This is a genomic window from Luteibacter sp. RCC_6_2, assembly GCF_041360655.1.
GTDB lineage: Bacteria > Pseudomonadota > Gammaproteobacteria > Xanthomonadales > Rhodanobacteraceae > Luteibacter.
The window spans coordinates 41,842-67,617 of sequence record NZ_JBFUPQ010000015.1 but is presented as its reverse complement, the minus strand read 5'-3'; the positions used below and the strand labels follow the sequence as shown (position 1 = coordinate 67,617).

At 60.5% G+C, this 25,776-nt stretch carries 19 protein-coding genes and 1 pseudogene; 13 read left to right on the top strand and 7 right to left on the bottom strand.

Translation table 11 applies throughout. The features are described 5' to 3' along the window. Nucleotides 1-35 precede the first annotated feature (35 nt). The gene (gene maiA, locus AB6730_RS15900) at nucleotides 36-683 is read left to right on the top strand and encodes a maleylacetoacetate isomerase (protein ID WP_371024585.1); all 648 of its coding nucleotides are present in this window, start codon (nucleotides 36-38) and stop codon (nucleotides 681-683) included. Nucleotides 684-800: 117 nt separating this feature from the next. Here maiA and AB6730_RS15895 read toward each other — a convergent pair whose 3' ends face one another. After that, nucleotides 801-1,883, bottom strand: coding sequence for a PilT/PilU family type 4a pilus ATPase (locus tag AB6730_RS15895; RefSeq protein WP_371024621.1), 1,083 nt, complete (start codon nucleotides 1,881-1,883; stop codon nucleotides 801-803). Between the two features lie 120 nt (nucleotides 1,884-2,003). Here AB6730_RS15895 and AB6730_RS15890 point away from each other — a divergent pair, with 120 nt between their 5' ends. From AB6730_RS15890 to AB6730_RS15865, 6 genes and pseudogenes are all read left to right on the top strand, one after another. Beyond that, nucleotides 2,004-2,531, top strand: a complete 528-nt coding sequence (locus AB6730_RS15890; protein WP_371024584.1) for a DUF4398 domain-containing protein — start codon at nucleotides 2,004-2,006, stop codon at nucleotides 2,529-2,531. Continuing rightward, on the top strand, nucleotides 2,531-3,196 hold the full coding sequence (locus AB6730_RS15885; protein ID WP_371024583.1) for a DUF4398 domain-containing protein: 666 nt from the start codon (nucleotides 2,531-2,533) through the stop codon (nucleotides 3,194-3,196). Before AB6730_RS15890 ends, AB6730_RS15885 begins: the two co-directional genes overlap by 1 nt. Nucleotides 3,197-3,660: 464 nt before the next feature. Continuing rightward, the gene (locus tag AB6730_RS15880) at nucleotides 3,661-3,888 is read left to right on the top strand and encodes a YdcH family protein (RefSeq protein ID WP_371024582.1); all 228 of its coding nucleotides are present in this window, start codon (nucleotides 3,661-3,663) and stop codon (nucleotides 3,886-3,888) included. Nucleotides 3,889-4,068: 180 nt separating this feature from the next. Beyond that, complete coding sequence (locus AB6730_RS15875) at nucleotides 4,069-5,439, top strand: pyridoxal-phosphate dependent enzyme (protein WP_371024581.1); 1,371 nt, start codon at nucleotides 4,069-4,071, stop codon at nucleotides 5,437-5,439. A 16-nt stretch (nucleotides 5,440-5,455) separates the two neighbouring features. After that, nucleotides 5,456-7,285, top strand: a complete 1,830-nt coding sequence (glmS, locus tag AB6730_RS15870) for a glutamine--fructose-6-phosphate transaminase (isomerizing) (protein ID WP_371024580.1) — start codon at nucleotides 5,456-5,458, stop codon at nucleotides 7,283-7,285. Beyond that, nucleotides 7,282-7,746, top strand: a pseudogene (locus AB6730_RS15865) (acyltransferase); the annotation flags it as partial. The gene glmS and the pseudogene AB6730_RS15865, both read left to right, overlap by 4 nt. Nucleotides 7,747-7,778: 32 nt before the next feature. Here AB6730_RS15865 and AB6730_RS15860 read toward each other — a convergent pair. Then, a complete protein-coding gene (locus AB6730_RS15860) occupies nucleotides 7,779-8,744 on the bottom strand; it encodes a glycosyltransferase family 2 protein (RefSeq protein ID WP_371024579.1) in 966 nt (321 codons plus the stop codon). A 118-nt stretch (nucleotides 8,745-8,862) separates the two neighbouring features. On the opposite strand from AB6730_RS15860, the gene AB6730_RS15855 reads away from it, so the two are divergent. Then, nucleotides 8,863-10,440 (top strand): glycosyltransferase family 39 protein, encoded by a 1,578-nt coding sequence (locus tag AB6730_RS15855; RefSeq protein WP_371024578.1) that lies wholly within the window; start codon nucleotides 8,863-8,865, stop codon nucleotides 10,438-10,440. A gap of 53 nt (nucleotides 10,441-10,493) precedes the next feature. Then, nucleotides 10,494-11,849: a phosphomannomutase gene (locus AB6730_RS15850; RefSeq protein WP_371024577.1), complete on the top strand. Its 1,356-nt coding sequence runs from the start codon at nucleotides 10,494-10,496 to the stop codon at nucleotides 11,847-11,849. A gap of 32 nt (nucleotides 11,850-11,881) precedes the next feature. Here AB6730_RS15850 and AB6730_RS15845 read toward each other — a convergent pair whose 3' ends face one another. Genes AB6730_RS15845 through rfbB form a run of 5 tightly spaced genes read right to left on the bottom strand, consistent with a single transcriptional unit; the run spans nucleotide 11,882 to nucleotide 16,715 of the window. Further along, nucleotides 11,882-13,294 (bottom strand): mannose-1-phosphate guanylyltransferase/mannose-6-phosphate isomerase, encoded by a 1,413-nt coding sequence (locus tag AB6730_RS15845; protein ID WP_371024576.1) that lies wholly within the window; start codon nucleotides 13,292-13,294, stop codon nucleotides 11,882-11,884. Continuing rightward, nucleotides 13,272-14,234 (bottom strand): dTDP-4-dehydrorhamnose reductase, encoded by a 963-nt coding sequence (gene rfbD, locus AB6730_RS15840; protein ID WP_371024575.1) that lies wholly within the window; start codon nucleotides 14,232-14,234, stop codon nucleotides 13,272-13,274. The genes AB6730_RS15845 and rfbD overlap by 23 nt, the downstream gene beginning before the upstream one ends. Beyond that, nucleotides 14,231-14,788, bottom strand: coding sequence for a dTDP-4-dehydrorhamnose 3,5-epimerase (gene rfbC, locus AB6730_RS15835; protein ID WP_371024574.1), 558 nt, complete (start codon nucleotides 14,786-14,788; stop codon nucleotides 14,231-14,233). The genes rfbD and rfbC overlap by 4 nt, the downstream gene beginning before the upstream one ends. Next, nucleotides 14,785-15,669, bottom strand: coding sequence for a glucose-1-phosphate thymidylyltransferase RfbA (gene rfbA / locus AB6730_RS15830; RefSeq protein ID WP_371024573.1), 885 nt, complete (start codon nucleotides 15,667-15,669; stop codon nucleotides 14,785-14,787). Before rfbA ends, rfbC begins: the two co-directional genes overlap by 4 nt. Further along, nucleotides 15,666-16,715, bottom strand: coding sequence for a dTDP-glucose 4,6-dehydratase (gene rfbB / locus AB6730_RS15825; protein ID WP_371024572.1), 1,050 nt, complete (start codon nucleotides 16,713-16,715; stop codon nucleotides 15,666-15,668). The genes rfbA and rfbB overlap by 4 nt, the downstream gene beginning before the upstream one ends. Before the next feature lie 192 nt (nucleotides 16,716-16,907). Here rfbB and AB6730_RS15820 point away from each other — a divergent pair, with 192 nt between their 5' ends. From AB6730_RS15820 to AB6730_RS15805, 4 genes are all read left to right on the top strand, one after another. Continuing rightward, complete coding sequence (locus AB6730_RS15820) at nucleotides 16,908-18,071, top strand: PLP-dependent aspartate aminotransferase family protein (RefSeq protein ID WP_371024571.1); 1,164 nt, start codon at nucleotides 16,908-16,910, stop codon at nucleotides 18,069-18,071. A gap of 64 nt (nucleotides 18,072-18,135) precedes the next feature. Next, entirely contained in the window at nucleotides 18,136-18,957 is an 822-nt protein-coding gene (locus AB6730_RS15815; RefSeq protein WP_371024620.1) for an ABC transporter permease, read from the top strand. After that, nucleotides 18,947-20,269, top strand: coding sequence for an ABC transporter ATP-binding protein (locus tag AB6730_RS15810; protein WP_371024570.1), 1,323 nt, complete (start codon nucleotides 18,947-18,949; stop codon nucleotides 20,267-20,269). Before AB6730_RS15815 ends, AB6730_RS15810 begins: the two co-directional genes overlap by 11 nt. 11 nt (nucleotides 20,270-20,280) lie before the next feature. Next, the gene (locus AB6730_RS15805) at nucleotides 20,281-25,695 is read left to right on the top strand and encodes a glycoside hydrolase family 99-like domain-containing protein (RefSeq protein ID WP_371024569.1); all 5,415 of its coding nucleotides are present in this window, start codon (nucleotides 20,281-20,283) and stop codon (nucleotides 25,693-25,695) included. Nucleotides 25,696-25,776: the final 81 nt, after the last annotated feature.

Below are 25,776 nucleotides of genomic sequence, written 5' to 3'. Positions count from 1 at the left end.
CCATTAGAATCCGCCACGCCATAGAAGGAAGCTGCATGTCCCTCGTCCTCTACACCTACTGGCGCTCCAGCGCCGTCTATCGCGTGCGCATCGCCCTGAACCTCAAGGGCCTCGATTACGAGGCCCGCCCCATCCATCTGGTCAACGACGGCGGCGAACACCTGAAGCCTGCCTACCGCGAGGTGTCCCCCCAGGCGCAGCTACCCACGCTGCTCGATGGCGACCGCGTCATCCGTCAGTCGATGGCGATCATGGAATACCTCGACGAGACGCGGCCCACGCCACCCCTGATGCCGGCCGATGCGGAGGGCAGGGCGCGCGTCCGTGAACTGATGCAGGCGGTCGCGGCGGATATCCATCCCTTGGGCAACCTGCGGGTGCTCAAGGCCATCGAGTCGGAGTTCGGAGCCGACGCGGCGGCGAAGGAGGCATGGTCGCGCCGTTGGATCGCCCATGGGTTCAACGGGCTCGAGGCCTTGCTGGCGCAGGGACCGACGGGCCGCTACAGCCACGGCGATACGCCCACGCTGGCCGATGCCTGCCTCGTGCCGCAGTTCTATAACGCCGTGCGCTGGGGCGTGGACCTGGCGCCGTACCCGACGATCCGGCGGGTGGCGGAGGCATGCCAGGCGTTGGAGGCGTTCCAGCGGGCCGCGCCTGAGGCGCAGCCGGACGCTCCCTGAGAGCATCGCCGACAGGGTCGGCTCCCACCAGAGCAGGGCGGAATCGCCACAGGGGCGGCTCCCACATGGGTCACAGACTCCCACATAGGTCACACACACGTGGCCGCTATCGAGCGGCTAGACGCCGATCCCGTACGGGTCGCTCGATGCGAACTCGTTGCCCGACGCCCCTTCCGAAAGCCGGATCTTCAACGCCAGGCCATCGCGCGAGTCGGCCTTGTTGAGGCACTCGTCGAGGGTGATCTGGCCTTCCTTGTACAGCCGGTAGAGCGACTGGTCGAAGGTCTGCATGCCTTCCTGCAGGCTCCGGTCCATGGCGTCCTTCACCTCGTGGATCTGGCCGCGGCGGATCATGTCGCGGATCAGCGGGGTGTTGAGCAACACCTCGGTGGCCGGCATGCGACGGCCGTCCTTGCCGATCACCAGACGCTGGCTGATCACCGCGCGCAGGTTCAGGGCCAGGTTCATCAGCACGTTCTTGTGCGCCGATTCCGGGAAGAAGTTGAGGATGCGCTCCAGCGTCTGGTCGGCGTTGTTGGAGTGCAGGGTGGCCAGGCACAGGTGGCCGGTTTCGGAGAACGAGATGGCGGCCTCCATGGTGTCGGTGTCGCGGATCTCGCCGATCATGATCACGTCCGGCGCCTCGCGCATCGCGTTCTTCAACGCCTCGTGATAGCTGTGGGTGTCCAGCCCCACTTCACGCTGGTTGACGATGGAACGCTTGTGCCGGTGCAGGTACTCGATCGGGTCCTCGATGGTGAGGATATGGCCCGAACTGTTGTTGTTGCGGTGGTCGAGCATCGCGGCCAGGGTGGTCGACTTGCCCGAGCCGGTGGCGCCCACGACCAGGATCAGGCCGCGCGGCTCCATGATGAGGTCGCGGAAGATCGTGGGCAGGCGCAGTTCTTCCAGCGAGGGGATCTCGCTCTTGATCGCACGGATGACCATGCCGATCTCGCCGCGCTGCTTGAACACGTTGATGCGGAAGCGCCCGGCTTCCTTCACGGCCAGGGCCATGTTGAGCTCGAGGTCGCGTTCGAACTGGGGTACCTGGCCCTCGTCCATCAGCGAATAGGCGATTTTCTTGACCATGCCGCTCGGCAGGCCGGTATTTCCGAGCGGGTAAAGCTTGCCTTCCACCTTGATGTTCACGGGGGCGCCGGTCGTCAGGAACATGTCCGACGCGCCCTTGTCCACCATTAGCTTCAGGAAATAACCGATATCCACCTAAACCCCCGGGCGTTCGCATTACAATCGAGACGACGGTCTCACTGACCTGTATATCGACAATATCTCGCAAATCTGTATGAGGAACGAGTGATGGTGCACAACTTGCCGTCGAAAGCCCTGTCCCAGGGCCGCCGGCTCCTTGCCGTGGCCGCCCTGACCATGGCGATCGCCACCCTCGCTGGCTGTGCCAGCGTGCCCCCGCCCGATGGCGCCATGAATCAGGCCCTCGCCCAACTCCAAGCCGCGCGCGATGCGGGGGCGGCCGATTATGCGCCGGTCGACCTCGATTACGCGCAAAGCAAGTTCCGCCAGGCCCAGGCGGCCATGGCCAGCCGCAAGTACGACGAGGCGGCCGCGCTGGCCGAGGAGTCCCGCGCGGACAGCGAATTGGCTCGCGCCAAGGCGCGCCTCGGCGCGGCCCGCGCGCAGAACACCGCCAAGAGCCAGGAAAACTCGCGGATGCGCGTGGAGATGATCGACAACCATGCCAACGACACGGTGCCGATTCCCAGCAACGTGCATGAATCCGAGACGGTCCTGCCGGAGCCGACCGACAACACCCCACCGCCGGCCGGCGGCCAGACCCAGCCCCTGAACGACAACCAGGGAGGCCAGTGATGAAGCGTTCGACTCTCCTCCTTTCCGCGCTCGTCCTTGCCGTTTCGGCGGGTAGCGCCATGGCCGCCACCGACGACCTCGACGTGCGCCGCCTGAATTCCAGCCTCGACCAGCTTTCGTCCGATCCGTCCCTTGGCGGCTACGCCCAGGCGGAACAGGCGCGTGCCCGCGAGGCGATCAACCAGATGGCCCAGTTCAAGCCCAAGGACAAGGAACACGCCCACTACCGGTACATCGCCGAGCGCCGCGTGGACATCGCCAAGGCCATGGCGCAGTACCAGGATGCCCAGAACAAGAGCGCCCAGTTGGACCGCGAGCACGACGCCATCCTGCTCGAGGCCAGCCGCCTCGACGCCGAGATGGCCCGCCGCCAGCTCGAACAGCAGCGCATGCAGAACCAGATGATCCAGGAAGAGGCCGCCCGCCTGCAGCAGCAGGGCGTGGAGTACTCCCAGGCGCTGGAGCAGGCCAAAGCCGAGGGCGAGAAAGCCCGCCAGGTCGCCGCCGCGCAGGCCAAGGTCGCCAACGCCGCCAAGAAACAGGCGGCGCTGGCGGAAGCCGCCGCCCGGGCGATGCGCGACATCAACTCGTCCGACGGCGGCGCCCCCGCGTCCACGCCGGCCACGGGCACGCCCAAGAAGAGCAAGAAGGGTGGCGGCAACTAAGCCGTCCCCTGGTAGATAGGTGGGTAGGAAGGGTGGGAAGCCGCTTAAGCGGCGATCCCGCGGCAGCGGGACGGGGTGATGCGAGCACCCATCGCCGCTTAAGCGGCTTCCCACCCTCGATCCCTAAGCCTTGCGGCTAGGACCCACCGCCTCCCGGCCGCTACCTCGGGCGCGCCATCAGCAACCACGCGGCCTGACGGAAGCCTGCCGCGTAAACCGTTGCACCGGCAACTTTTTTCCTACGGGAAATTCAGAAAGATCGCCCTTGCACCCCCTTGGCGAGCGGAGTAGCTTCGAACTCCCGTCACGGGAAAAACACGTGGCGGCCCTGCCGGAGCATGCGTACGTTCACCAGGCACATCGCATCGCGATCCTCCCTTCCGCCGATGCGCGGACAGTGCCTCGCATGTCTCCCCTCACGACCGGTCCGCGCCGCGGGCCGATCCCACCGCGAGGAGATTGCTATGTTCGAAAACCAGCAGCGCGACGACGTCGAAAAGTTCATCCACGCCGATGCCGAAACCCGTCGTCTCTTCTACCGTCACCAGGAACTCGATACCAAGCTGCACGATGCCAACATCGGCTGCCTGCCCATCGATGACAAGAGCCTGGCCGGACTCAAGAAGGAAAAGCTGCAGGCCAAGGAGAAACTCCAGCGAATGTGGGAAAGCTGGCAAAACTCACGACACTGAGCCGGCTGACCGGTCCAGGACGAAAACGGGCACGGGAACGTGCCCGTTTTTTTGTGGTCTTCCCATACATCGTTTTGGATCGGCCGTGAAGCCGGGCATCGGTTCAGCGCGCCACCCTTTATCATGTGCGCCCAAAGGGCGAGGTCGAAGGGGCCGCGCCGGATCATCCACGGAGTCCCAATGAGTGTTCATGACAGCGTCCTCGAACTGATCGGTCGCACCCCCATGGTGCGTGCCCAGCGCCTGGATGCGGGCTGTTGCGAACTGTTCCTGAAGCTCGAAAGCGCCAACCCGGGCGGTTCGGTGAAAGACCGCATCGGCCGGTCCATGATCGAGGGCGCCGAGCGCGCCGGGAAGATCAAGCCGGGCGATACCCTGGTCGAGGGCACCGCCGGCAACACCGGCCTCGGCCTGGCGCTGGTCGCGCAGCAGAAGGGCTACCGCCTGATCCTGGTCGTCCCCGACAAGATGAGCCGCGAGAAGATCTTCAACCTCAAGGCCATGGGCGCCGAGGTGGTGCTCACGCGGTCGGACGTGGCCAAGGGTCATCCCGAGTACTACCAGGACATGGCCGCGCGCATCGCCCGCGAAACGCCGGGGGCCTACTTCATCAACCAGTTCGGCAACCCGGATAACCCGCTGGCCCATGTGCAGACCACCGGTCCGGAGATCCTCGAGCAACTCGATGGCAGGGTCGACGCGATCGTGGTCGGTTGCGGTTCGTCCGGCACGATGAGCGGCCTCACCGCCTACCTGCGCGAGCATTCGCCGAACACCGAGATCGTGCTGGCCGACCCCGTCGGCTCGATCCTGGCCCAGTACATCAACGAGGGCACGCTCTCGGAGAAGTCCGGCAGCTGGATGGTGGAAGGTATCGGCGAAGACTTCCTCCCTTCGATCAGCGATTTCTCGATGGTGAAGAAGGCGTATGCCATCAGCGACAAGGAAAGCTTCCTCGCCGCGCGCGAACTGCTGGCGAAAGAGGGCGTACTGGGTGGCTCGTCCACGGGCACGCTGCTCGCCGCCGCGCTGAAGTGGTGCCGTGAACAGACCACGCCGAAGCGTGTGGTGACCCTGGTCTGCGACACCGGCAACAAGTACCTGTCGAAGATGTACAACGACTACTGGATGCTCGACAACGGCTTCCTCGAACGCGAGCGCTTCGGCGACCTGCGCGACCTCATCCTGCGTCCGTACGCCCAGCGCGACACGGTGGTGGTGAAGCCGGACGACATGCTGATCACCGCCTACAACCGCATGAAGCTGTACGACGTATCGCAGCTGCCCGTGATGGAAGACGACCGCCTGGTCGGCATTCTGGACGAGTCCGACGTGCTCCTGCACGTGCACGCGGACGAAACCCGGTTTCGTGACCCGGTGTCGACGGCGATGATCGCCTCGCCGGAGATGCTCCAGGTCACCTCGCCGATCGAGGCGCTGTTACCCGTGTTCGAGAAGGGCCACGTCGCGATCGTGATGGATGGCGAGCAGTTCCTCGGCCTCATCACCCGTATCGACCTGCTCAATTACCTGCGCCGCAAAGTCAATTAAGGAAAGGGGAAGCGTCATGTGTGGAATCGTCGCCGCAGTCGCGCAGCGTGACATCGCGCCCATCCTCATCGCCGGGCTGAAAGCCCTGGAATACCGTGGTTACGATTCCGCGGGCATGGCCATCGCCGATGGCGGCGAGATCCGCCGGGTCCGCGCGAAGGGCAAGGTCCGCGAGATGGAAGCCCTCTATGACGCCGATCCCGTGCGGGGCGGTACCGGTATCGCGCACACACGCTGGGCGACGCACGGCGTGCCGAGCGAGAAGAACGCGCACCCGCACGTACAGGGCCGCATCGCGATCGTGCATAACGGCATCATCGAGAACTACGCGTCGCTGCGCGAGTCGCTGAAATCCAAGGGCCGGACGTTCCACTCGGAAACCGATACCGAGGTGATGGGCGCGGTGATCGACGAGCACGTGCAGGCCGGCATGCCGCTGCGCGAGGCGGTGACCGCCGCCGTGCGCGAACTGGAAGGTGCCTACGCCATCGCCGTGATGAGCCTGGACGAACCCGAGCGTATCGTCGGCGCCCGTCGCGGCTGTCCCTTGCTGGTCGGTATCGGCATTGGCGAGCATTTCCTGGGGTCCGACGCGCAGGCGTTGATCAAGGTCACCAACCGGATGATGTACCTCGAAGAGGACGACGTCGTCGAGATCACCCGTGACACCGTCGAGGTGTTCAACCTCGATGGCCACCCGGTGGACCGTACCGCGCATGAAAGCGAGATCAGCGCCGACTCCGTCGAGCGTGGCGAATACCGCCATTACATGCAGAAGGAAATCTTCGAGCAGCCGCGGGCCGTCGCCGACACGCTGGAAGGCCGCATCGGGCCGCATGGCGTGCTGCCGAACATCTTCGGCATCGATGCGGACCCCATCCTCGACAAGACACGTGGCATCCACATCGTCGCTTGCGGCACCAGCTATCACGCCGGCATGGTCGCCAAGTACTGGATCGAGGAACTGGCACGCATCCCGGTCGTGGTCGAGGTGGCCAGCGAATACCGCTACCGCGACGTGGTGGTGCCGGAAAACACCTTGTTCGTGGCCGTGTCGCAGTCGGGCGAAACCGCCGACACCCTGGCTGCCATGCGCGAATCGCGCCGCCGCGGCTACCTCGCCACCTTCGCCATCTGCAATGTGCCGGAGTCCTCGGTGGTGCGCGAATCCGACCTGCGCCTGATGACCCGGGCGGGCCCCGAGATCGGCGTGGCCTCGACCAAGGCTTTCACGACCCAGTTGGCCGCTTTCGCATTGCTGGCGCTGGACCTCGGCCGCCGCCGTGGCCTGGATGGCACCCGTTACCTCGACCATTGCAAGGAACTGCAGTCGTTGCCGCGCTACATCGAGAATGCGTTGAAGAGCGAGCCGGAAGTCCTGAAGATCGCCGACCACTTCATCAACAAGCAGCACGCATTGTTCCTGGGGCGCGGCGCGCAGTACCCGGTGGCCCTGGAAGGTTCGCTGAAACTCAAGGAGATCTCGTACATCCACGCCGAGGCCTACCCGGCGGGTGAGTTGAAGCATGGCCCGCTGGCGCTCGTGGACGAGAACATGCCGATCGTCGCCGTGGCACCGAACGGTCCGCTGCTGGATAAGCTGAAGTCCAACCTGCAGGAAGTGCGCGCACGTGGCGGCGAGTTGATCGTGTTCGCCGATGAGCGCGCCGAGATGGACACGGATGCGGAGCATATCGCCACCGTGCGTGTCGACGGTGGTGGCGACCTGATCGCTCCGGCGGTGTTTACCGTGCCGATGCAGCTACTGGCGTATCACGTGGCGGTGCAGCGCGGGACGGATGTGGATCAGCCCCGGAACCTGGCCAAGTCGGTGACGGTGGAATGAGCGACCAGCCGTACATCCATGCCCTCGCCGATGTGCAGTCGTTGCGCATCGGCGAGCGGACGCGGGTGTGGCAGTTCGTCGTGATCCTGCCGGGGGCCACTATTGGTGACGATTGCAATATCTGCTCGCATTGCTTTATCGAGAACGATGTGGTCGTTGGCGATCGGGTGACGGTGAAGAGTGGGGTGCAGTTGTGGGATGGGTTGCGGCTTGAGGATGATGTTTTTGTCGGGCCGAATGTGACGTTTACCAATGACCGGTTTCCGCGGTCGAGGGAGCACAGCCAGCCGTTCCAGCAGACGGTGGTCCGGACCGGTGCATCGATAGGCGGAGGCGCCACGATCCTGCCTGGCCTAGAGATCGGCTCCAGGGCGATGATCGGGGCTGGGGCGGTGGTCACGCACGACGTGCCCGAAAGGGCCATTGTCGTCGGCAATCCCGCGCGCGTGATCGGCTATGTGGACGGCGCGCCGTCCCATGGCGGCGACGCCGTCTAGGGCCTGATGTCGTCAGGCTTCGTGGGCCCTGGGATGCTCAGGTAGAACAGGCGCTTCATTTCCCTGCGCCCGCGGGTGACGGCGTCCATGATCAGGCCACACACCAGCGAGATCACCGCCACGAGTGCCAGGCCCGTGGACAGCAGCGCCGTGGGAAGCCGTGGCACTTCATGGGTGGCAAGGTACGTCGTGAGCAACGGCACGGCGATGGCGATGCCGGTGACCAGCGACAGCGCGCCCACGAGCCCGAAGAAATGAAGGGGTCTCTCCGCGACGAACAGGCGCAGGATCATCCGCAGGATGCGCAGACCGTCCTTGTAAGTCGAAAGCTTGCTCTCCGAGCCTTCTTGCCGGGTCGAGTAGGGCGTGTCCACTTCACTCCAAGGCATGCGCAGTTCTAGCGCATGCACGGTCAGCTCCGTTTCCGTCTCGAAGCCGGCGGACAGGGCGGGGAAGGATTTCACGTAGCGGCGAGTGAATACTCGGTAGCCGGATAACATGTCCGTGAATGTGCCGCCGAAGATCATGGCAACGCAGCCGGTAAGCAGCCGGTTGCCGAGCCGGTGCCCGCTACGGTAAGCCCCCGCGAGGTTGTCGTCCTTGCGGGCGCCGACCACCATGTCAGCCCCTTCATGCAGCAGCCGCTGGATCATCACGGGCGCGCTCGAAGCGTCGTAGGTCGCGTCTCCGTCGACCAGGACGTAGATGTCGGCATCCACGTCCGCGAACATGCGCCGCACCACGTTGCCCTTGCCGCGGAGGCCCACCGTGCGCACGATCGCTCCGGCTTCCCTGGCAATCTCGACCGTACGGTCCGTGGAGGCATTGTCGAACACGTGGATGCGGGCATGCGGTAGCGCGGTGTGGAAGTCCCTGATCACCCGGGCGATCGCCAATGCCTCGTTGAAGCAGGGGATCAGTACGGCGACGTCCTGGCCATGGCCTGGAATATCTGTCTGCATGTGACGTTCGTCCTTCGGAGGATCGGGGCGCTTCAATCCGGCGATTGTATAATCGCCGGCGCCGCCACCGGGGCGTGCCAAAGAGGGGATCGCCTTGGTTCAGCGGAAGGAAGCATGGATGTCGCGCCTGGCTTGGCTGCTGCCCCTGGCGATGTTCCTGGGCCTCGTCCTGCTCCATGCGGACCTCCCCGGCATCTACATGGACGCGGCGAACCCCGACTTCCTCGCGGCGCAATGGCTGCATCGCGGCCATAATCCCGGCGCAGGCATACCGTCGAAGATCTTTCCCATCCTCGGCAGCTTCTACCACGGGTTGCAGAACGCTTACCTGGGTCTGCCCTTTTTCGCTGTAGCCGGCTTCAGCGTTACGTCCCTGCGCCTCGAACAGGCGGTGTTTGGCCTTATCCTGCTCCTCGCGCTGTACCACCTGAGCCGCCGGCTCACGGGGTCGCGCGGGCTGGCCGTTGCCGTCTGCGTCGGCCTTGCCACGGAACTCGCATTCACCGCGTCGTTCCGTACGCAGTTCTACATCGTGCTGGGTGGGGCGGCGTGGTTCATCCTGTCGATGCTGCTGGCACTTCCCGCCGAGGCCGGGTCCAGGATCGTACGACGCCGGGTCTTATGGTCCGGTGTATGTTTCGGCCTTGCCAGCTACGGCTACTTCGTCCTTTCGTTCTTCGCCCCCGCCATGGTCGTGCTTGTCGCGTGCTGGGTTCCCCGCCGTGACTGGGGGCGCTGGGTAGCGGGGGCCGCATTAGGCGTAAGCCCCTTCCTGCTCGGCTTTCTGTCGCTGCTGGCTAAGAAACACGGCCTGGAGCCGACGCTCGAGTTCGTCCGCGGGATGCTGGGTCAACTGAAACCCTTCGACGCCAGTGGTGCCTCGAGGAACAACTTCGCTTACGCGTGGGACATGTTCGGCCTGGCGACGAGCGATGCCGCCAACGAGGGCATGATCTTCGGCCAGGCGATATCCAGTCCCTGGGGTGCAAGCAAGGTGTGGTGGCTTGCTTGCAGTGTCCTTGGCCTGATCGTACTCGGCATCATTCATGTGCTCGGACGTCAGCCGCGCTCGGCAATGGCGATCCTGCCGGCATTGCTGCCGATCTCATTCGTCGCGGTCGCTTCCCTGTTCGGTCACCGGCTCTGGGCCCACCACTTCAGCGTGCTGCTGCCGTTCGTCTACCTTTTGCCCGCGTTGCTGATGACCCAGATCCTTGCGATGGTCCGCCAACCGGTCCCCCGTATGCGTACCGCCCTTCTCGTGGTGCTGGCGACCGTGGCAGTCGGCGGCAACTTATTCCAGCAGGTTCGCTTTCACGAATGGCTGGTCAAGACGGGAGGCCGGGGGCACAGCAGCGACGCGTTGACGACGCTGGCCGTCGAGGCGCGCGGCGTACCGAAGAACGTTGCCTACCTGTTCCCCGATTGGGGATTCTTCACCTCGTTCGCCTTCCTCACGGAGAATCGCGTGCCCTACAGGGTGGATATCGAACCCCGCACGATCGACCAGCTCAAGGGCGACGGCATCACCGAATTTCGCCTCGTTTACTGGAATGCCGGCGATGAGGATCGTTATCGGCGGGTCTTGCAGGTCAGCGGCGTGCCTTCCGCGGAACCTCGTACGTTCCTTTCCCGGGAGGGCGAGCCGGTATTCCACTGGCTGCGCGGTAGCCTTGGCGATGCGCCTCGGCCTTGAGGGGCGGGGCCGGTGCGGCGACAATAGGGCGCTGAATTGCCGGAACCACGCTCATGAAGTGTTTCAAAGCCTACGACATCCGCGGCCGTGTGCCGGATGAACTGAACGAAGACACCGCATATCGCCTTGGTCGTGCTTTCGCGCGTACGGTGGGCGAGGGCGCCGTCGTCGTCGGCTTCGACATCCGGCGTGATAGTCCCGGACTGGCGGAGGCCATCGTTCGGGGTCTCAACGACGAAGGTCGCGATGTGGTCGACATCGGGCTGTGCGGCACGGAAGAGGTGTACTTCCAGACCTTCCATCGCCAGGTCGCCGGCGGGATCATGGTTACCGCGAGCCATAATCCCATCGACTACAACGGCATGAAGCTGGTGCGCGAGGGCTCGCGGCCCATCAGTGGTGACACAGGGCTGCGGGACATCGAGCGCTTGGTGGAAGAAAACGCATTTGGCGAGCCGTCGGCCTCGCGCGGCTGCGTAGTCCACGATCACGACAAGAGTGCCTATATCCAGCACTTGCTGGGTTATATCGATCCTGCGGCGTTCAAGCCCTTGAAGGTGGTGGTGAACGCCGGCAACGGTGGTGCGGGACGGATTGTCGACCTGCTCGAAGCGCATCTTCCATTGCAGTTCGTGCGCGTCAATCACGAACCGGACGGCAGCTTCCCCAATGGCATTCCCAACCCACTGCTGCCCGAGAACCGTTCGGCCACGGCCGATGCCGTACGCGAACATGGAGCGGACTTTGGCATCGCCTGGGACGGCGATTTCGACCGCTGCTTCCTGTTCGACGCGCGCGGTGAGTTCATCGAGGGCTATTACATCGTCGGCTTGCTGGCGGCGCAGATCCTTGAGAAGCATCCGGGTGCGAAGATCATCCATGATCCGCGGCTGACGTGGAACACGATCGACATGGTGGAGCGGGCAGGTGGCGTAGCCATCGAAAGCAAGACGGGCCACGCGTTCATCAAGGAGCGGATGCGCGCCGAAGACGCCATCTACGGCGGTGAGATGAGTGCCCACCATTATTTCCGCGAGTTCGCATATTGCGATTCGGGCATGATTCCATGGCTGCTCGTCGCAGAGCGATTGTCACGGACGGGTACGAGTCTTGCGGACATGCTGGCTGAACGCATGGCTGCCTATCCGTGCAGCGGCGAAGTCAATTTCGTCGTGGACGATGCGAAGGCGGCAGTCGCGCGCGTCCTCGCGTATTACGAGAAAGATGCGCCTTCGCTGGAATACATTGACGGCACCAGCGCCGATTTTGGATCGTGGCGCTTCAATCTACGCTCGTCGAACACGGAGCCGTTGCTCCGCCTGAATGTAGAGGCTCGCAATGATCGCGCTTTGATGATGGCAAAGACGACCGAGCTTTCGATGATGCTCGAAGGATGCGGCAAAGGATAGGTGAACGTTCCTTTGTTAACGGGACGAAGCCTTCAGGTGCGTCCGTAAACATCGTCGAAGCGGATGATGTCGTCCTCGCCAAGATAGCTCCCCGACTGAACTTCAATGAGTTCCACAGGAACCTTGCCCGGGTTGCGTAGGCGGTGCCGGCTTCCCAGCGGAAGGTAGGTACTTTCATTCTCCGCCAGCAGGAAGACTTTCTCGTCACAGGTAACCTCTGCGACGCCCTTGACGACGATCCAGTGCTCGGCACGGTGGTGGTGCATCTGCAAGCTCAATGCCGCGCCCGGCTTAACCACGATACGTTTTACCTGAAATCGGTCGCCAGATTCGAGCGAGTCGTAGCTTCCCCATGGACGGCGAACCACGCGATGCAGATCATGCTCGCTTCGACCGGAGGCTTTCAGTTGATCCACGACCTTCTTCACTTCTTGCGAGGCGTCACGACGGGCCACGAGTGTCGCATCGGGGGTGGTGACCACCACGACATCCTTGAGGCCAATCGTCGCAACCAAGTGGCGATCGTGCGAATGAATCAGAGAACCCTCGGTATCGAGGGTAATCACATCGCCCTCGACGTGATTGCCGTTCGCGTCCTTATCGGCGGCCAACCAAAGCGCATCCCATGAGCCGATGTCGCTCCACCCGCAACTGATGGGAACGATTGCCGCGTGCGACGTTTTTTCCATCACGGCGTAATCGATGGAGTCATTCGGTGCGGCTGCAAATGCCTCCGCATCCAGTCGGACGAAGTCGAGGTCCGTATTGGCTTTTTTCAAGGCAGCCTTGGCCGCTTCGAGCATCGCGGGCGCGTGATGCTGGAGTTCATCGAGGTAGCGCGATGCGCGGAACAGAAACATACCCGAATTCCAGTCGTATTCGCCGCTTGCGAGGTAAGTCTTGGCCACGTCGAGCCTAGGCTTTTCAACGAACTGCTCGACCTTGAACGTATCGCCCTCGAGAGCGTCACCGCGACGAATATAGCCGAAGCCAGTCTCTGCGCGGTCCGGCCGAATGCCAAACGTTACCAGCCAACCTTGCTCGGCCAGCGAGCGGGCGCGGGTCACGGCGCTGGTGAAAGCCTCGGTATCGCCGATAAGGTGATCGGCTGGCAGCACCAGGATCAGCGCGTCCAGATCACGGTCGAGCGCCTGCAAAGCGCCCACAGCGATGGCCGGTGCTGTGTTACGGGCCACGGGTTCGAGCAGGATGTTCGCGTTGGTTACCCCCAACTCCTGCAACTGCTCCGCCGCGAGGAAACGGTGGTCGTCCGCTGCGACCACGATTGGCGCGGATGCTTCCGGTAGCGCGACGGAGCGTTGGACCGTTTGCTGGAACAGCGTTTCCTTCCCCGCAAGGGAAAGGAACTGCTTGGGCAGGTTTCGTCGCGAAATTGGCCACAAGCGTGTGCCGCTGCCACCGCTAAGGATGAGGGGAATCAACATGACAGCCTCGCTTCTTGGTGGAGAGCTGGCTCAGTGTCGCGTGGAGTCCGTCGCGCCAGTCGGCCAGTGGATACCCGAAGGTGGTGGTGAATTCGCGGTTATCTAGTACGGAATATGCAGGACGCCTTGCGGGCGTCGGGAACTCGCTGCTCGCGATAGGGTGAACAGTCGGCGACTTTTCCATCAGGCCTACGGCGGTAGCGCCAGCGAATATTGCCTCGGCGAAGCCGTGCCACGTGGTTTCGCCGGATGCGGTAAGGTGAAACGTGCCGGTCAGGGCAGTTGGGTCAGCGTCCGTAGCCGTGTAACGGTCGATGGCGGCCAGGGTGCCTTCCACTATCAATGTGGTCGTCGTCGGAGTGCCATGCTGATCGGCGACGACACTCAGTTCGTCCCGGTTTGCGCCGAGCCGGAGCATGGTACGCAGGAAGTTGTGACCAACCGCCGAATAGACCCAGGCAGTACGTAGGATCAGGTGAGGTGCACCGCTGTGGCGCAAGGCTTCTTCGCCTGCGAACTTGCTGCGCCCGTAAGCGCCTTGGGGCCCGGTCGGCGCATCGGTGGGATACGGATCGGATGCGTCACCCGGGAACACATAGTCAGTCGAGTAGTGGATCACCAGCGCGCCCTGTTGCGCCGCCCATTGTCCGATGACGCCCGGGGCCTCGCCGTTGACCCGCGTAGCCATGTCTTCGTCGCTCTCGGCTTTATCCACCGACGTATACGCCGCGGCATTGATTACGAGGTCCGGCTGTTCCGCGCCGAGCAGTGCTTGAAGACCTGTAAGGTCGGAAAGGTCGCCAACGACGGCGCGCGCTTCGCCCACGGCCAACCTGCCGTCCCTCGATGCCGCAACAAGTTCCCCGCGCCGAGCCAGGCCGCCCTGGCACAGGAAGGTTTGCCCCAGCTGACCGTTGGCACCAAGCAGCAGGATCTTCAACTCTGGAATTCCGGCAGACGTTCCGGCGCGATGTCCGCCAGCAACAACGCCCTCGTATCCTTGTCCGACAGCAGGGGGGAGGCAAGCGGCCAATCGATCCCTATGGCAGGATCGTTCCAGTAGACGCTACCGTCGGCCGGAGCACTGTACAGGTCTGTGCACTGGTAGGAGAACGTAGCGTGCTCGGAGACTACACAGAAGCCATGGGCGAAACCTTCTGGAATCCAAAAGTGGCGGTGATTCTCGGCGGTCAGCATGACGCCGGTCCATTGGCCGAACGTGGGGGAGCCGCGACGGATGTCCACAGCCACATCGAAGACTTCGCCCTCGACCACGCTGACCAATTTGCCTTGGGGGTGCGGCCACTGGTAGTGGAGGCCACGAAGGACACCTCTCGCCGAACGGGAGACATTAGATTGGACGAATCGTCGGTCGATGCCCGCTTGGCGGTACTTCGCTTCGTTGTAGCTCTCGTAGAAGAAGCCGCGTGCATCCCCGAACACTTGAGGTTCGATCACGATGCAGCTGGGCAGGGATGTTTCGATGAACTTCATCCGACATAGCCTTGTTTGATCAGGTTCTGCAGGTATTGGCCGTATCCAGTTTTGGCTAGCGGTTCGGCAAGTCGCAGGAGCTGCTCGGCATCGATCCATTTGTTCACGTAGGCGATCTCTTCCGGGCAGCACACCTTGAGGCCCTGGCGGTTCTCGATCGTCTGGATGTATTCACCAGCTTCCATGAGCGATTCGTGCGTTCCCGTATCCAACCAGGCATAGCCACGACCGAGTTGCTCGAGATGAAGCGACTGGTCATCGAGATAGCAGCGGTTGAGGTCTGTGATTTCAAGTTCACCACGTGGCGAGGGCTTGAGGTCGGCGGCGTAGTGGACGGCCCGATTGTCGTAGAAATACAAGCCCGTCACCGCATAATTCGACTTCGGCTTGATTGGCTTTTCATCCAGGCCCACGACTTTTCCGGTGGCGTCGAACTCGGCTACGCCGTAGCGTTCCGGGTCCTTAACCCAATAGCCGAACACCGTTGCGCCATTTTGACGGGCTGCAGCCCGCTTCATGCGTTCAGTCAGGCCGACGCCGTAAAAGATGTTGTCACCGAGCACCAGACAACTAGGGTCATTTCCGATGAAGTCCTTGCCGATAATGAAAGCTTGGGCTAAGCCATCTGGAGAGGGCTGGACGGCATAGGTGATATCGATGCCCCACTGGCTACCATCACCGAGCAGACGCTGGAAAAGCTCCTGTTCGTGCGGCGTGTTGATGACCAGGACATCACGAATTCCCGCCAGCATCAGCGTCGCCAGCGGATAATAGATCATTGGCTTGTCGTATACAGGCAGTAGTTGCTTGCTTACCGCTTTGGTGATCGGATAAAGGCGTGTGCCTGAGCCGCCTGCGAGGATGATGCCTTTGGTCGTCATGCGCCGAGCCGCTCCAGCTGATAGCTGCCATCGAGGATGCCCTGAACCCAGGAGCGGTTGTCCAAGTACCACTGCACCGTTGCGCGGATGCCAGACTCGAATGTATGCGTAGGGGTCCAGCCGAGCTCATCCTTTAGCTTGCTCGCGTCAATGGCGTATCGACGGTCATGCCCGGGGCGGTCGCGTACGAAAGTGATCAGGCTTTCGTGCAGCTTACCGTCAGGCAGCGGCGAAACCTCGTCTAGTATTGAGCAGATAGTCTTGACGACGACTAGGTTCGCACGCTCGGAATTGCCACCGACATTGTAAGTTTCACCCACGCGCCCGGCGTCCAATACGCGGCGGATCGCACTGCAATGGTCCTCGACGTAAAGCCAGTCGCGCACGTTCATGCCGTCGCCGTAGACCGGTAGCGTTTCACCCGCCAGCGCCTTCTGGATGACCAAGGGGATCAGCTTCTCAGGGAACTGGTACGGCCCGTAGTTGTTTGAGCAATTGGTCGTGAGGACCGGTAGGCCGTAGGTGTGGTGAAAGGCACGAACCAGATGATCCGACGCTGCCTTTGAGGCGGAATACGGGGAGTTGGGGGCGTAGGGGGTGGTTTCAGTGAAGAGGCCCTCGTCGCCTAGAGAACCGTAGACCTCGTCGGTGGAGACGTGCAGGAAGCGGAAGGCCGATGAGAGGCAACCCTGGAGCGTACGCCAATGGTCGCGCGTAGCTTCGAGGAGGCTGAGCGTACCGACGACATTCGTTTCGATGAACGCGGAGGGGCCATCGATCGAGCGATCGACATGACTCTCGGCGGCGAAGTTCACTACGGCGTCCGGCCGGTGACGTGCAAGAAGCGCCGCAATAAGTTCGCGGTCTCCGATATCACCCCTGACAAAGATGTGCTGCTCGTTGCCCTCAAGCGACGCCAGCGTTTGCAGATTGCCAGCGTATGTCAGTTTGTCCAGGTTGACGACTCTGTTTCCGGCGGCGACGGCCTGGAGGACGAAATTGGCGCCAATGAATCCGGCGCCGCCCGTGACAAGAAGTGTTTTCATAGCGTCCTTTTCATATCGGGTGCCCAATGGGCTGCCCGGTTCAGCATCGCGCCCGTAAGACTGTCCCGCCAGCGATGGCCGACTGGCTTGGATACCATCGTGGTGGGTGGCCAAGTGTAATATGTCCGGACGGCTGGACCAGATCGAATGTAACTTCGAGCTGAATGTAGAGTCACAAATTCAGGATTATCAATGACTTCCAAAAAAACAGTCGTCCGCGGGTTAGGCACCCGTGCGATTCATGCGGGCCAGACTCCGGACCCGAGCACCGGCGCCATCATGACGCCAATCTACGCGACCTCCACCTACGTTCAGTCCAGCCCAGGCAATCACAAAGGTTTTGAGTATTCGCGGACCCAAAATCCGACTCGGATGGCTTATGAACGCTGTGTTGCGGACCTTGAGGGCGGCGTGGCCGCCTTCGCCTTTGCCTCGGGTCTTGCCGCCGCCGCAACCGTGCTCGATCTGCTCGAGTCGGGCAGCCATATCATAGCCATGGATGATCTCTATGGCGGCACCTATCGATTGTTCGAACGCGTAAGGAAGCGTAGCGCGGGGCTGGCCTTCGATTTTGTCGACTTGAATGTTCCGGCTGCGCTGAATGCATCTCTGAGGCCAGAGACACGGATGATCTGGGTAGAAACTCCGACCAATCCGATGTTGAAACTGGTCGACCTTCGGGCCATCGGCGCATTCGCCAAGAAGCACGGCCTCATACTCGTCGTCGACAACACCTTCTGCTCTCCAATGTTACAGCGCCCGATTGAATGGGGCGCGGACCTTGTTCTGCATTCGGCTACGAAATACCTGAACGGACATTCAGACATTGTGGGCGGGATCGTCGTGGCATCCGACGCAGGGATGGCAGAGCAGATGGCATTCTTGCAGAACTCCATCGGAGCGATTGCAGGCCCGTTTGATGCATTTCTAGCCCTGCGTGGTCTGAAAACCCTTCACTTGCGTATGCGTCAGCATTGTGAGAGCGCGCTAGACCTCGCGAAATGGCTAGAAAGGCATCCGGCGATCGCCCGGGTGATCTATCCGGGTCTCAAGAGCCACCCGCAGCATACCCTCGCGCGGCGCCAGATGGATGGCTTTGGCGGCATCGTCACAGTCGAGATCAAAGGCGGGCAGACGCGAGCCCGCAGGATACTAGAACGCTGCGAACTCTTCGCCCTCGCCGAATCGCTTGGAGGCGTGGAAAGTCTAATCGAGCATCCGGCCATCATGACTCATGCATCAATCCCGCCGGCGAACAGGAAGCGCCTAGGGATTACCGACAACCTCATCCGTCTTTCCGTCGGCGTGGAAGATATCGAAGACCTGCGTAACGAACTGAACCTGGCACTGCGTTGATCGGTACTCTTCCTTCGATCGACCTTCGGTAACCATGACTGCACAATCTATGCAAACAAAATCGGTGACTTCGTCTAGGTATAGACGACTGTTAGGGCCGTTTTCCGCCCTATTATGGCACCGCACGCTCGTGTGGGAGCTTAGTAAGCGCGACGTTCTCGGAAGATACCGCGGTGCGAGCTTTGGCCTGCTCTGGGCGTTGATCAGCCCGTTTCTCGTCCTTGCCGTCTATACGTTTGCGTTCGGATTCGTGATGAAGAACAAGTGGCCTCAAGTGGAGGGCGGCGAGACGCATTTTTCGATCATTCTGTTCGTCGCGCTAATTGTCCATGGCCTATTTGCGGAATGCCTTACACGGGCGCCGGGCCTAGTAGTTTCGCAGCCGAATTTCGTGAAGAAAGTGATCTTCCCCCTGCAGATTCTTCCTTGGCCGATGTTGCTTTCGGCGTTGTTTCACGCGTTCATGAATCTCTTGGTATTCATGCTGTTGCGACTGTGCATGGAAGGCACGATCGCCTGGACTATCATCCTCTTTCCATTGGTGATCCTGCCCCTAGCTATGCTTTCTCTTGGGATTGCATGGGGACTCGCCGCGCTGGGCGTCTATCTGCGTGATATCGGGCAGATAACGGGCGTACTCTCCACGGCGCTGCTTTTTATGTCATCAGCAATGATTCCACTGACATCGGTGCCCGAGGCTTATCGGATCTGGTTCAGGCTGAATCCACTCACCTTTATCATTGACCAGGCCCGTGAAGTGTGCCTTTGGCAGCACATGCCCGATTGGCAGGGGCTCGGAATCTATGCGGTCATCGGCCTTGGCGTCATGTACGCGGGGTACGCATGGTTCGCTTCAACGCAGCGAGGATTTGCCGATGTCCTCTGACAAGGCGATCTGCATCGGGCAAGTGACAAAGGTGTTTCCGATCTACGAAAAACCTCACCATCGACTGATGCAAATGCTCAGTCCGGCGTCTAGGAAACATCGATGGTTCAAACAGTTCCACGCCTTGCGCGGCATTAGCTTTGAAGTAGGGCGTGGCGAGACGGTGGGCATTATCGGCCGGAACGGCTCAGGTAAGTCGACGTTACTGCAAATTATCTGCGGAACTCTGTCGCCATCGTCGGGCATTGTCGACGTCCATGGACGTGTTGCCGCACTCCTCGAACTGGGCGCGGGCTTCAATCCAGACTTCACCGGGCGCGAAAACGTTTATCTTAACGGTAGCCTGCTTGGACTATCGAAAGCGGAGATCGACGAGCGATACGATCACATTCTTGCCTTCGCGGGTATTGGCGATTTTATCGATCAGCCCGTCAAGACCTATTCGAGCGGCATGTACGTCCGCCTCGCTTTCGCGGTGGCCAGCAATGTAACGCCGGATATCTTAATCGTGGACGAAGCCCTAGCCGTGGGCGACGCCAAGTTTCAGGCGAAGTGCTTCGCCCGTCTGAAGAACCTACGCGATGCAGGAACTACAATTCTGTTTGTCTCACATTCCACCGAACAGATCGTGACGCATTGCGATCGTGCGGTGCTGCTTGATGGTGGTGTTGTGCTGGCCGATGGCGCGCCCAAGGTGGTGGTGAATCAGTACCTCGATCTCTTGTTCGGTGTCGACAAGCCAGCTGTCGAAGGCGATGCCTTATCCATGAACGAACAAGGTCAGCGGACGCACGAAGATCTGCTGGAGAATGTCGGCGCGACTCATGATGATCCTTTTTCCATGCGCGCCAACTACAACACTCACGAATATCGATGGGGGGATCGTCGCGCGATTATTCGTGACTTTTCGCTTAATGTCGGTGGTGTGCAGAATCCCTCGTCCGTTTCAACTGGCGACGCGGCGAGCCTCGCGATCGCCGTCGAGTTTGTGCAGGACGTGCATCGACCTATTCTCGGCGTGGCGATCAAGAACAAGGAGGGAGTGACGGTTTATGCCACAAACTCCGAAATGCTTGACTCCAGCGATATCCCATTGCTCGGGAAGGCAGGTTCGACAGCTCGGATCGACCTGAATTTTACTTGCTCGATGGGCGCTGGTGATTATTTTATTTCCCTTGGCGTGGCCAGTCGTGACGGAGCTGAAGTAATTCCGCATGATCGCCGCTACGACGCAATCCATCTGCATGTGCTTGGATCGTCGTTTGTCGGATTCAGCAATCTGGAACTCCAGATGCGCTCGTCAGCAAACTGAAGAAGTGAACGATGAAAGAACAGATCAAGACATTGCTGGAAGCGCGCTACGAAAATCACGAGAACCTCTGGACGCAGAAAGGGGAAGCACAGACATTCACATATTCGGATGGCGACGATATCGAGAATCGTATCCATGCGATTGTCTCGAGTGCCTCGGATCGATCGCTCTTCTCTATGGAACTGAAGCACGCGCAGACGGATTGGGCATCCCGCTACCATTTGAGCGCGACGCGCGCCAATCTGCTTCGGCCACTTGCAAAAATCCTATCGGGCAGCGTCTTGGAGATCGGCGCTGGCTGCGGCGCGATTTCACGTTTTCTGGGCGAGCTTGGTGGGGACGTCCTAGGTGTTGAAGGCAGCCCCCGTCGAGCGGCGATAGCTGCGGCCCGGTGCATCGACTTACCGAACGTTAACATCGTTAACGAGGTGTTCGACGATTTCCCTGGTGATGTCCGCTTCGATGCAGTGACTCTGATCGGTGTACTGGAGTATGCGTCGATCTTCGGGAAAACGGCGGATGCGGCCATGACATGGCTGAGGAAGGCATACCAGAGCCTCAACGATGGCGGCCATCTCATTATCGCGATCGAGAACCAGCTCGGGCTGAAATATTTCGCGGGGATGCCAGAGGATCATTTAGCCAAGGCGATGTTCGGTCTGAATGACCTCTACGGAAAAGGTACTGCCACCACGTACGGCCGCGTAGAGCTGGATCGCATGCTGCGGCAAGTTGGCTTCGGTTCGGTGGAGGTCGCGCTGCCATTTCCAGATTACAAGCTTCCGACATCTGTTGTTCTTCCTCGTGGATACGACGGCAGTTTCCCGGATTTTAATCCTTCCGCGTTTGCTCGCCAGAGTGTCAATGCGGATGCCCAGCTGATCCATGCTCCCTTGTTTTCGCTTGGGCAGGCCTGGGGCGTCGTGGGCAGGAACGACTTGCTCGGCGACCTCGCTAATTCGTTTCTGATCGTCGCGCGAAAGGGTTCATCGCCCGAAGGATGGGCCACTCATGGAGCGATTGCATATCATTTCGCCACCGAAAGACTGCCCGTATACTGCAAACAGGTAGCTTTCGTCCCCGAAAGCGAAGGGATGACGGTGCAGAAAACGCTTCTTGCACCGGACGCGTATGCTCAGGCCTCACGACCCATATCGCTTGAATTGAGCGATGAGGCTTATGTCCCCGGTGTTAACCACGGCGACCTCTTCGAGCGTATCGTTTCCGCGCCTGGGTGGCAGATTTCTGAAGTCGCGGAATGGTTCGGCCAGTGGCGGGTAGCACTCGATGAGTTGCTCATCAATCGCGGCGCGCCTCGTGTGACTGGCATACGCACGGTCCTTCCTGCTTGGTGCATTGACGCGCTGCCGCGTAATCTAATGCTGACGGAGTTGGGCGAACCCCGGTTCATCGATCTTGAGTGGGGCTGGCATGCCGGTGTCGAATACGGTTATCTGGCTTACCGGGCAGTGACCGTCACCATGACATCCCTGGCCGCCATAGCCAAACCGGCGGATGAGCGCCATATGTTTATCCGCTACGTAATGGAGGACGTGCTTCGTGATAACGGTCTGCAGGTCTCCGCTGGAGATCTCGAGCGTTACGTGGAGCTGGACGGCATTCTGCGGAAGTTAGTGTTTGGCAGGAGCGACGATTTCAGCGTACGCGACTTCGCAACCTTTCAGCTGCGAGTTATGCCCGATGTCACCTCACTCGTGATCGATTCTAGCCGGGAAGCGCGCGAAATGGCTGCCCGGCTTCAGCATATGACTGACGATCGAGCCTCGTTTGAGATGGAATTCGCTCAGCGGGCGCAGGAACATGCGCAGATTAAAGTCGAACTCGCTGCTCTCCAGCGCCAGTTGTCTGACGCTGCCGATGAGCGGACGCGGTGGCAGCATCGCGAGGGTGAGCTACTCGGCACTCTTGAAGTTCGCTCCCGTGAAATCGAGAACCACGTCGCGGCGCAATTGGCGTTGCGCGAGCAACTCGACTCGATCCTAGCCTCCAAAAGCTGGCGCCTGATGGCTCCATTTCGAATCGCGCGCCGACGGCTGAATCCACGATCGATCAAACGTGATGTCGGCAAGATCCTCCGCAGGGCGTATCTGAATCTACCCATTTCGTTGAAATCAAAGCAGCAGCTAAAGAGTTTTGTCTTTCGCTCGTTTGCTCCTGTATTGAAGTCGACTGGAGCTTATCGGGCGTGGGCTGACGAACAGACCGTCCTGAAGGGACGCGAGGAGTTAAGGCGGACAGGTGCCCGGGTTGGTGGCGCAGTGATGCTTTCTGCGCACGTGTCTGCCGTGACGAGGGACGAATTCGTCAATATTGCGGAGGTTCCCGTTAATTCAGATGACATTGATGTCCGCCTGATCGCGTTCTATCTCCCCCAGTTTCACCCTATCGCAGAAAATGACATGTGGTGGGGGAGGGGTTTCACCGAGTGGACGAATGTCTCGAAGGCTCGGCCGCAGTTCCCGGGCCACCACCAGCCCCAGCTGCCTGGTGAGCTGGGTTTCTATGATTTGAGGGTGCTCGATGTCATGGTGCGGCAGGTTGAGCTGGCGCGTCTGTACGGTGTGGCTGGCTTTTGCTTTCACTATTACTGGTTTGGCGGGAAGCGCCTTCTAGAGCGGCCACTGGACCAGTTCGTCGCGAGCAGCATAGATTTCCCTTTCTGCATCTGTTGGGCCAACGAAAATTGGACGCGTCGATGGGACGGCATGGATGGGGAAGTTCTCATCGGGCAGAGTCATTCAGCTGATGATGACTTAGCGTTCATTGAGACGCTCGCGCCCCTTCTGAAAGACAAGAGATACATCCGCATCAATGGGAAGCCGTTGGTTATCGTGTACCGCCCGTCAATCCTTCCCGATGCCGCAGCCACACTGGGACGCTGGCGCGATTATTGTCGTCGGGAAGGCATTGGTGAGATATTTATGGGTATGGTCCAGTTTGACGTCGACGACCCGCGTATTTTTGGATTCGACGTCGCCATCGAATTCCCGCCGCACAAGCTCGCTCGCAACCTTGAGCCAATCAATGCGCAAATCGAGGGTCTGAACCCCGATTTTCGGGGCACCATCATCGACTTTCAGGATGTTGTTAACCGAGCACGTCACGTTGAGTTTGAGGACTTTAACCTCATTCGCGGAGTCTTTCCTTCGTGGGATAATGAGGCGAGGAAGCCTGGGCGTGGCTACATGTTCTATGGTGCGACGCCAGAGAGGTACGGTCGCTGGCTGCGAAGCAGCATGGAGTTTGCGCGAAGCCACCCGGTAGATGGCGAGAGGATTGTTTTTGTTAATGCTTGGAACGAATGGGCGGAAGGCGCCCATCTCGAGCCAGATCGCCGCTACGGTTATGCTTACCTGCAAGCTACGCGGGACGCGCTGCTTAACCTCCAGACGGAATCGGTGCCAAGCCGGCGTATTGTTCTCGTAACCCATGATGCGTTCGCACATGGTGCGCAGTACCTCGCCCTGCACATCGGGCGGGAACTGCGCGATGTATTTGCTTTCGAAGTCGATGTCGTCGTCCTCGGCGATGGTCCGCTCATCGAAAATTTCCGCGAGATTGGGAACGTCTATTCGTTGGCCGGTCTTGCGCAAAATGGCCCCGAAGCCCAGCATCTGGCGACCGTACTGGCGAAGGACGCCCGGCACGCTATCGTGAATTCGACAGTTTCCGGACTGTTCGGAGAACTACTTGACCATGCGGGTTTCAGCGTCGTTTCGTTAGTGCATGAATTACCTGGTGTCATCCGACAGTACGGCGTGGAGGCACATGCGATGGCGTTGGCAGCGGCGTCACGTCGTATATTGTTTCCCGCTGCGGTAGTTCGCGACGGTTTCGCCACCATCGCGTCTGTGGATGCAGGGAAAACCTTGATACGACCGCAAGGCTTATTCAGTCGGAGTCGATTCCGGGGGATGCGAGATCGCGTCGTTCCGAGGAATGCACTGCGATTGAAGTTAGGTATCTCGCCTGAGGCTGAAATTGTCCTAGCCGTGGGGTACGCAGATCATCGTAAGGGTGTTGACCTGTTCGTCGATGCTGGATTGGCGATGCTTCGTGCTGGACGCAGAACCCATTTCGTCTGGGTTGGGCATACCGATGAATCGCTGGTAGCAGGTTTGCGTGCTTCGATCGAGGCTAGCGGATTCACGTCGCAGTTCCATTTCGTCGGTCTGGATTTCGATACCGACGAATACTACGCGGGTGCTGATATCTATGCGTTGACGTCGCGGGAGGATCCGTTTCCATCAGTAGTACTAGAGGCACTATCCGTCGGATTGCCAGTGGTCGCATTTGCCGGCTCGGGTGGCTCGGCTGATGTGCTCGACCGCGGCTGCGGCATTCTTATTGAGAATATCAGCGCAAGCGACCTAGCGATTACGCTCGGTGGCATGCTCGACGATCCGGATCTCCGGCGCCGTCTTGGTGAGGCCGGTATGGACTTGGTCGCCAGTGAATTTTCCTTCCGTAGGTATATTTTCGACCTCCTCGACGCGGTCGGTTTGCCACAGCCAAAAGTGACGGCTATCGTTCCAAACTATAATTACGCGCCATTGCTCAGTGAGCGTTTACGTTCTATCGATGATCAGGTGCAGCCCGTCTATGAACTCATCGTTCTCGACGATCGTTCTACCGACGACAGCCTCAATGTGCTCGCAAAAATACGTAGTGAGCTACGTGCAGATTTCACCGTTGTCGTGAATGCTGTTAATAGCGGTTCGGTTTTTCGGCAATGGCAGCACGGCGTCGAGCTCGCAAACTGCGATTTCGTATGGATCGCGGAGGCTGACGATGCATGCGATCCGACTTTCCTAGCTCGTGTCGTCGCCCCAATGTCAGCCGATTCCTCAATCGTCATGTCGTACTCGCAGTCCAAGCAGGTCGACGATCGAGGAGATGTGATGGCGGCGGACTACCTGGACTATACGTCCGACGTCGACTCTGTCTTATGGAAGGCGGATTATGTCAGGGCCGGAGATGAGGAAATCCGAAACGCGCTCGCGATAAAGAACACTATTCCAAACGTGAGTGCGGTGGTCTTCAGGACGGACGTGATTCGGAAGGTGTTGCGCGACAGCATTGACGAGATCGGTACCTTTCGGATCGCAGGCGATTGGGTCGCGTATATGGCTGTGGCGGCGCAAGGTAAGGTGGCCTATACCGCAGACGCACTCAACAGGCACCGGCGTCATGCGTCGAGCGTGACGCTCGGGTCAAGCCATCTGCCGCATCTCATTGAGGTTCTCAGGGCCCAGCAGATTGCCAGAGAGCGTTATCAGGTGCCAGATGAGCAGGCCCGGCGCGCGTGGGAGTATTCGGAGCGGCTTTTCGTGAGCTTCGGCTTTCGTTCGCCAACAATGCCCACCTTGGACAGCTTGCCTGACGCCGCGCCTTTTCGGTTCTGAGTAGCCGAAAGGTGACACTTTATCCCCTCGCTCGTAGCAGCAGAGGTCGACGGAGCGCAGGGTCGCTATACTCCGTAAGAA

Excerpts from the sequence above, each read along its gene's own strand:
- maiA (WP_371024585.1), top strand. The coding sequence starts at position 36 with ATGTCCCTCGTCCTCTACACCTACTGGCGCTCCAGCGCCGTCTATCGC.
- AB6730_RS15895 (WP_371024621.1), bottom strand. The coding sequence starts at position 1,883 with ATGGTGGACAAGGGCGCGTCGGACATGTTCCTGACGACCGGCGCCCCC.
- AB6730_RS15890 (WP_371024584.1), top strand. The coding sequence starts at position 2,004 with ATGGTGCACAACTTGCCGTCGAAAGCCCTGTCCCAGGGCCGCCGGCTC.
- AB6730_RS15885 (WP_371024583.1), top strand. The coding sequence starts at position 2,531 with ATGAAGCGTTCGACTCTCCTCCTTTCCGCGCTCGTCCTTGCCGTTTCG.
- AB6730_RS15880 (WP_371024582.1), top strand. The coding sequence starts at position 3,661 with ATGTTCGAAAACCAGCAGCGCGACGACGTCGAAAAGTTCATCCACGCC.
- AB6730_RS15875 (WP_371024581.1), top strand. The coding sequence starts at position 4,069 with ATGAGTGTTCATGACAGCGTCCTCGAACTGATCGGTCGCACCCCCATG.
- glmS (WP_371024580.1), top strand. The coding sequence starts at position 5,456 with ATGTGTGGAATCGTCGCCGCAGTCGCGCAGCGTGACATCGCGCCCATC.
- AB6730_RS15860 (WP_371024579.1), bottom strand. The coding sequence starts at position 8,744 with ATGCAGACAGATATTCCAGGCCATGGCCAGGACGTCGCCGTACTGATC.
- AB6730_RS15855 (WP_371024578.1), top strand. The coding sequence starts at position 8,863 with ATGTCGCGCCTGGCTTGGCTGCTGCCCCTGGCGATGTTCCTGGGCCTC.
- AB6730_RS15850 (WP_371024577.1), top strand. The coding sequence starts at position 10,494 with ATGAAGTGTTTCAAAGCCTACGACATCCGCGGCCGTGTGCCGGATGAA.
- AB6730_RS15845 (WP_371024576.1), bottom strand. The coding sequence starts at position 13,294 with ATGTTGATTCCCCTCATCCTTAGCGGTGGCAGCGGCACACGCTTGTGG.
- rfbC (WP_371024574.1), bottom strand. The coding sequence starts at position 14,788 with ATGAAGTTCATCGAAACATCCCTGCCCAGCTGCATCGTGATCGAACCT.
- rfbA (WP_371024573.1), bottom strand. The coding sequence starts at position 15,669 with ATGACGACCAAAGGCATCATCCTCGCAGGCGGCTCAGGCACACGCCTT.
- rfbB (WP_371024572.1), bottom strand. The coding sequence starts at position 16,715 with ATGAAAACACTTCTTGTCACGGGCGGCGCCGGATTCATTGGCGCCAAT.
- AB6730_RS15820 (WP_371024571.1), top strand. The coding sequence starts at position 16,908 with ATGACTTCCAAAAAAACAGTCGTCCGCGGGTTAGGCACCCGTGCGATT.
- AB6730_RS15810 (WP_371024570.1), top strand. The coding sequence starts at position 18,947 with ATGTCCTCTGACAAGGCGATCTGCATCGGGCAAGTGACAAAGGTGTTT.
- AB6730_RS15805 (WP_371024569.1), top strand. The coding sequence starts at position 20,281 with ATGAAAGAACAGATCAAGACATTGCTGGAAGCGCGCTACGAAAATCAC.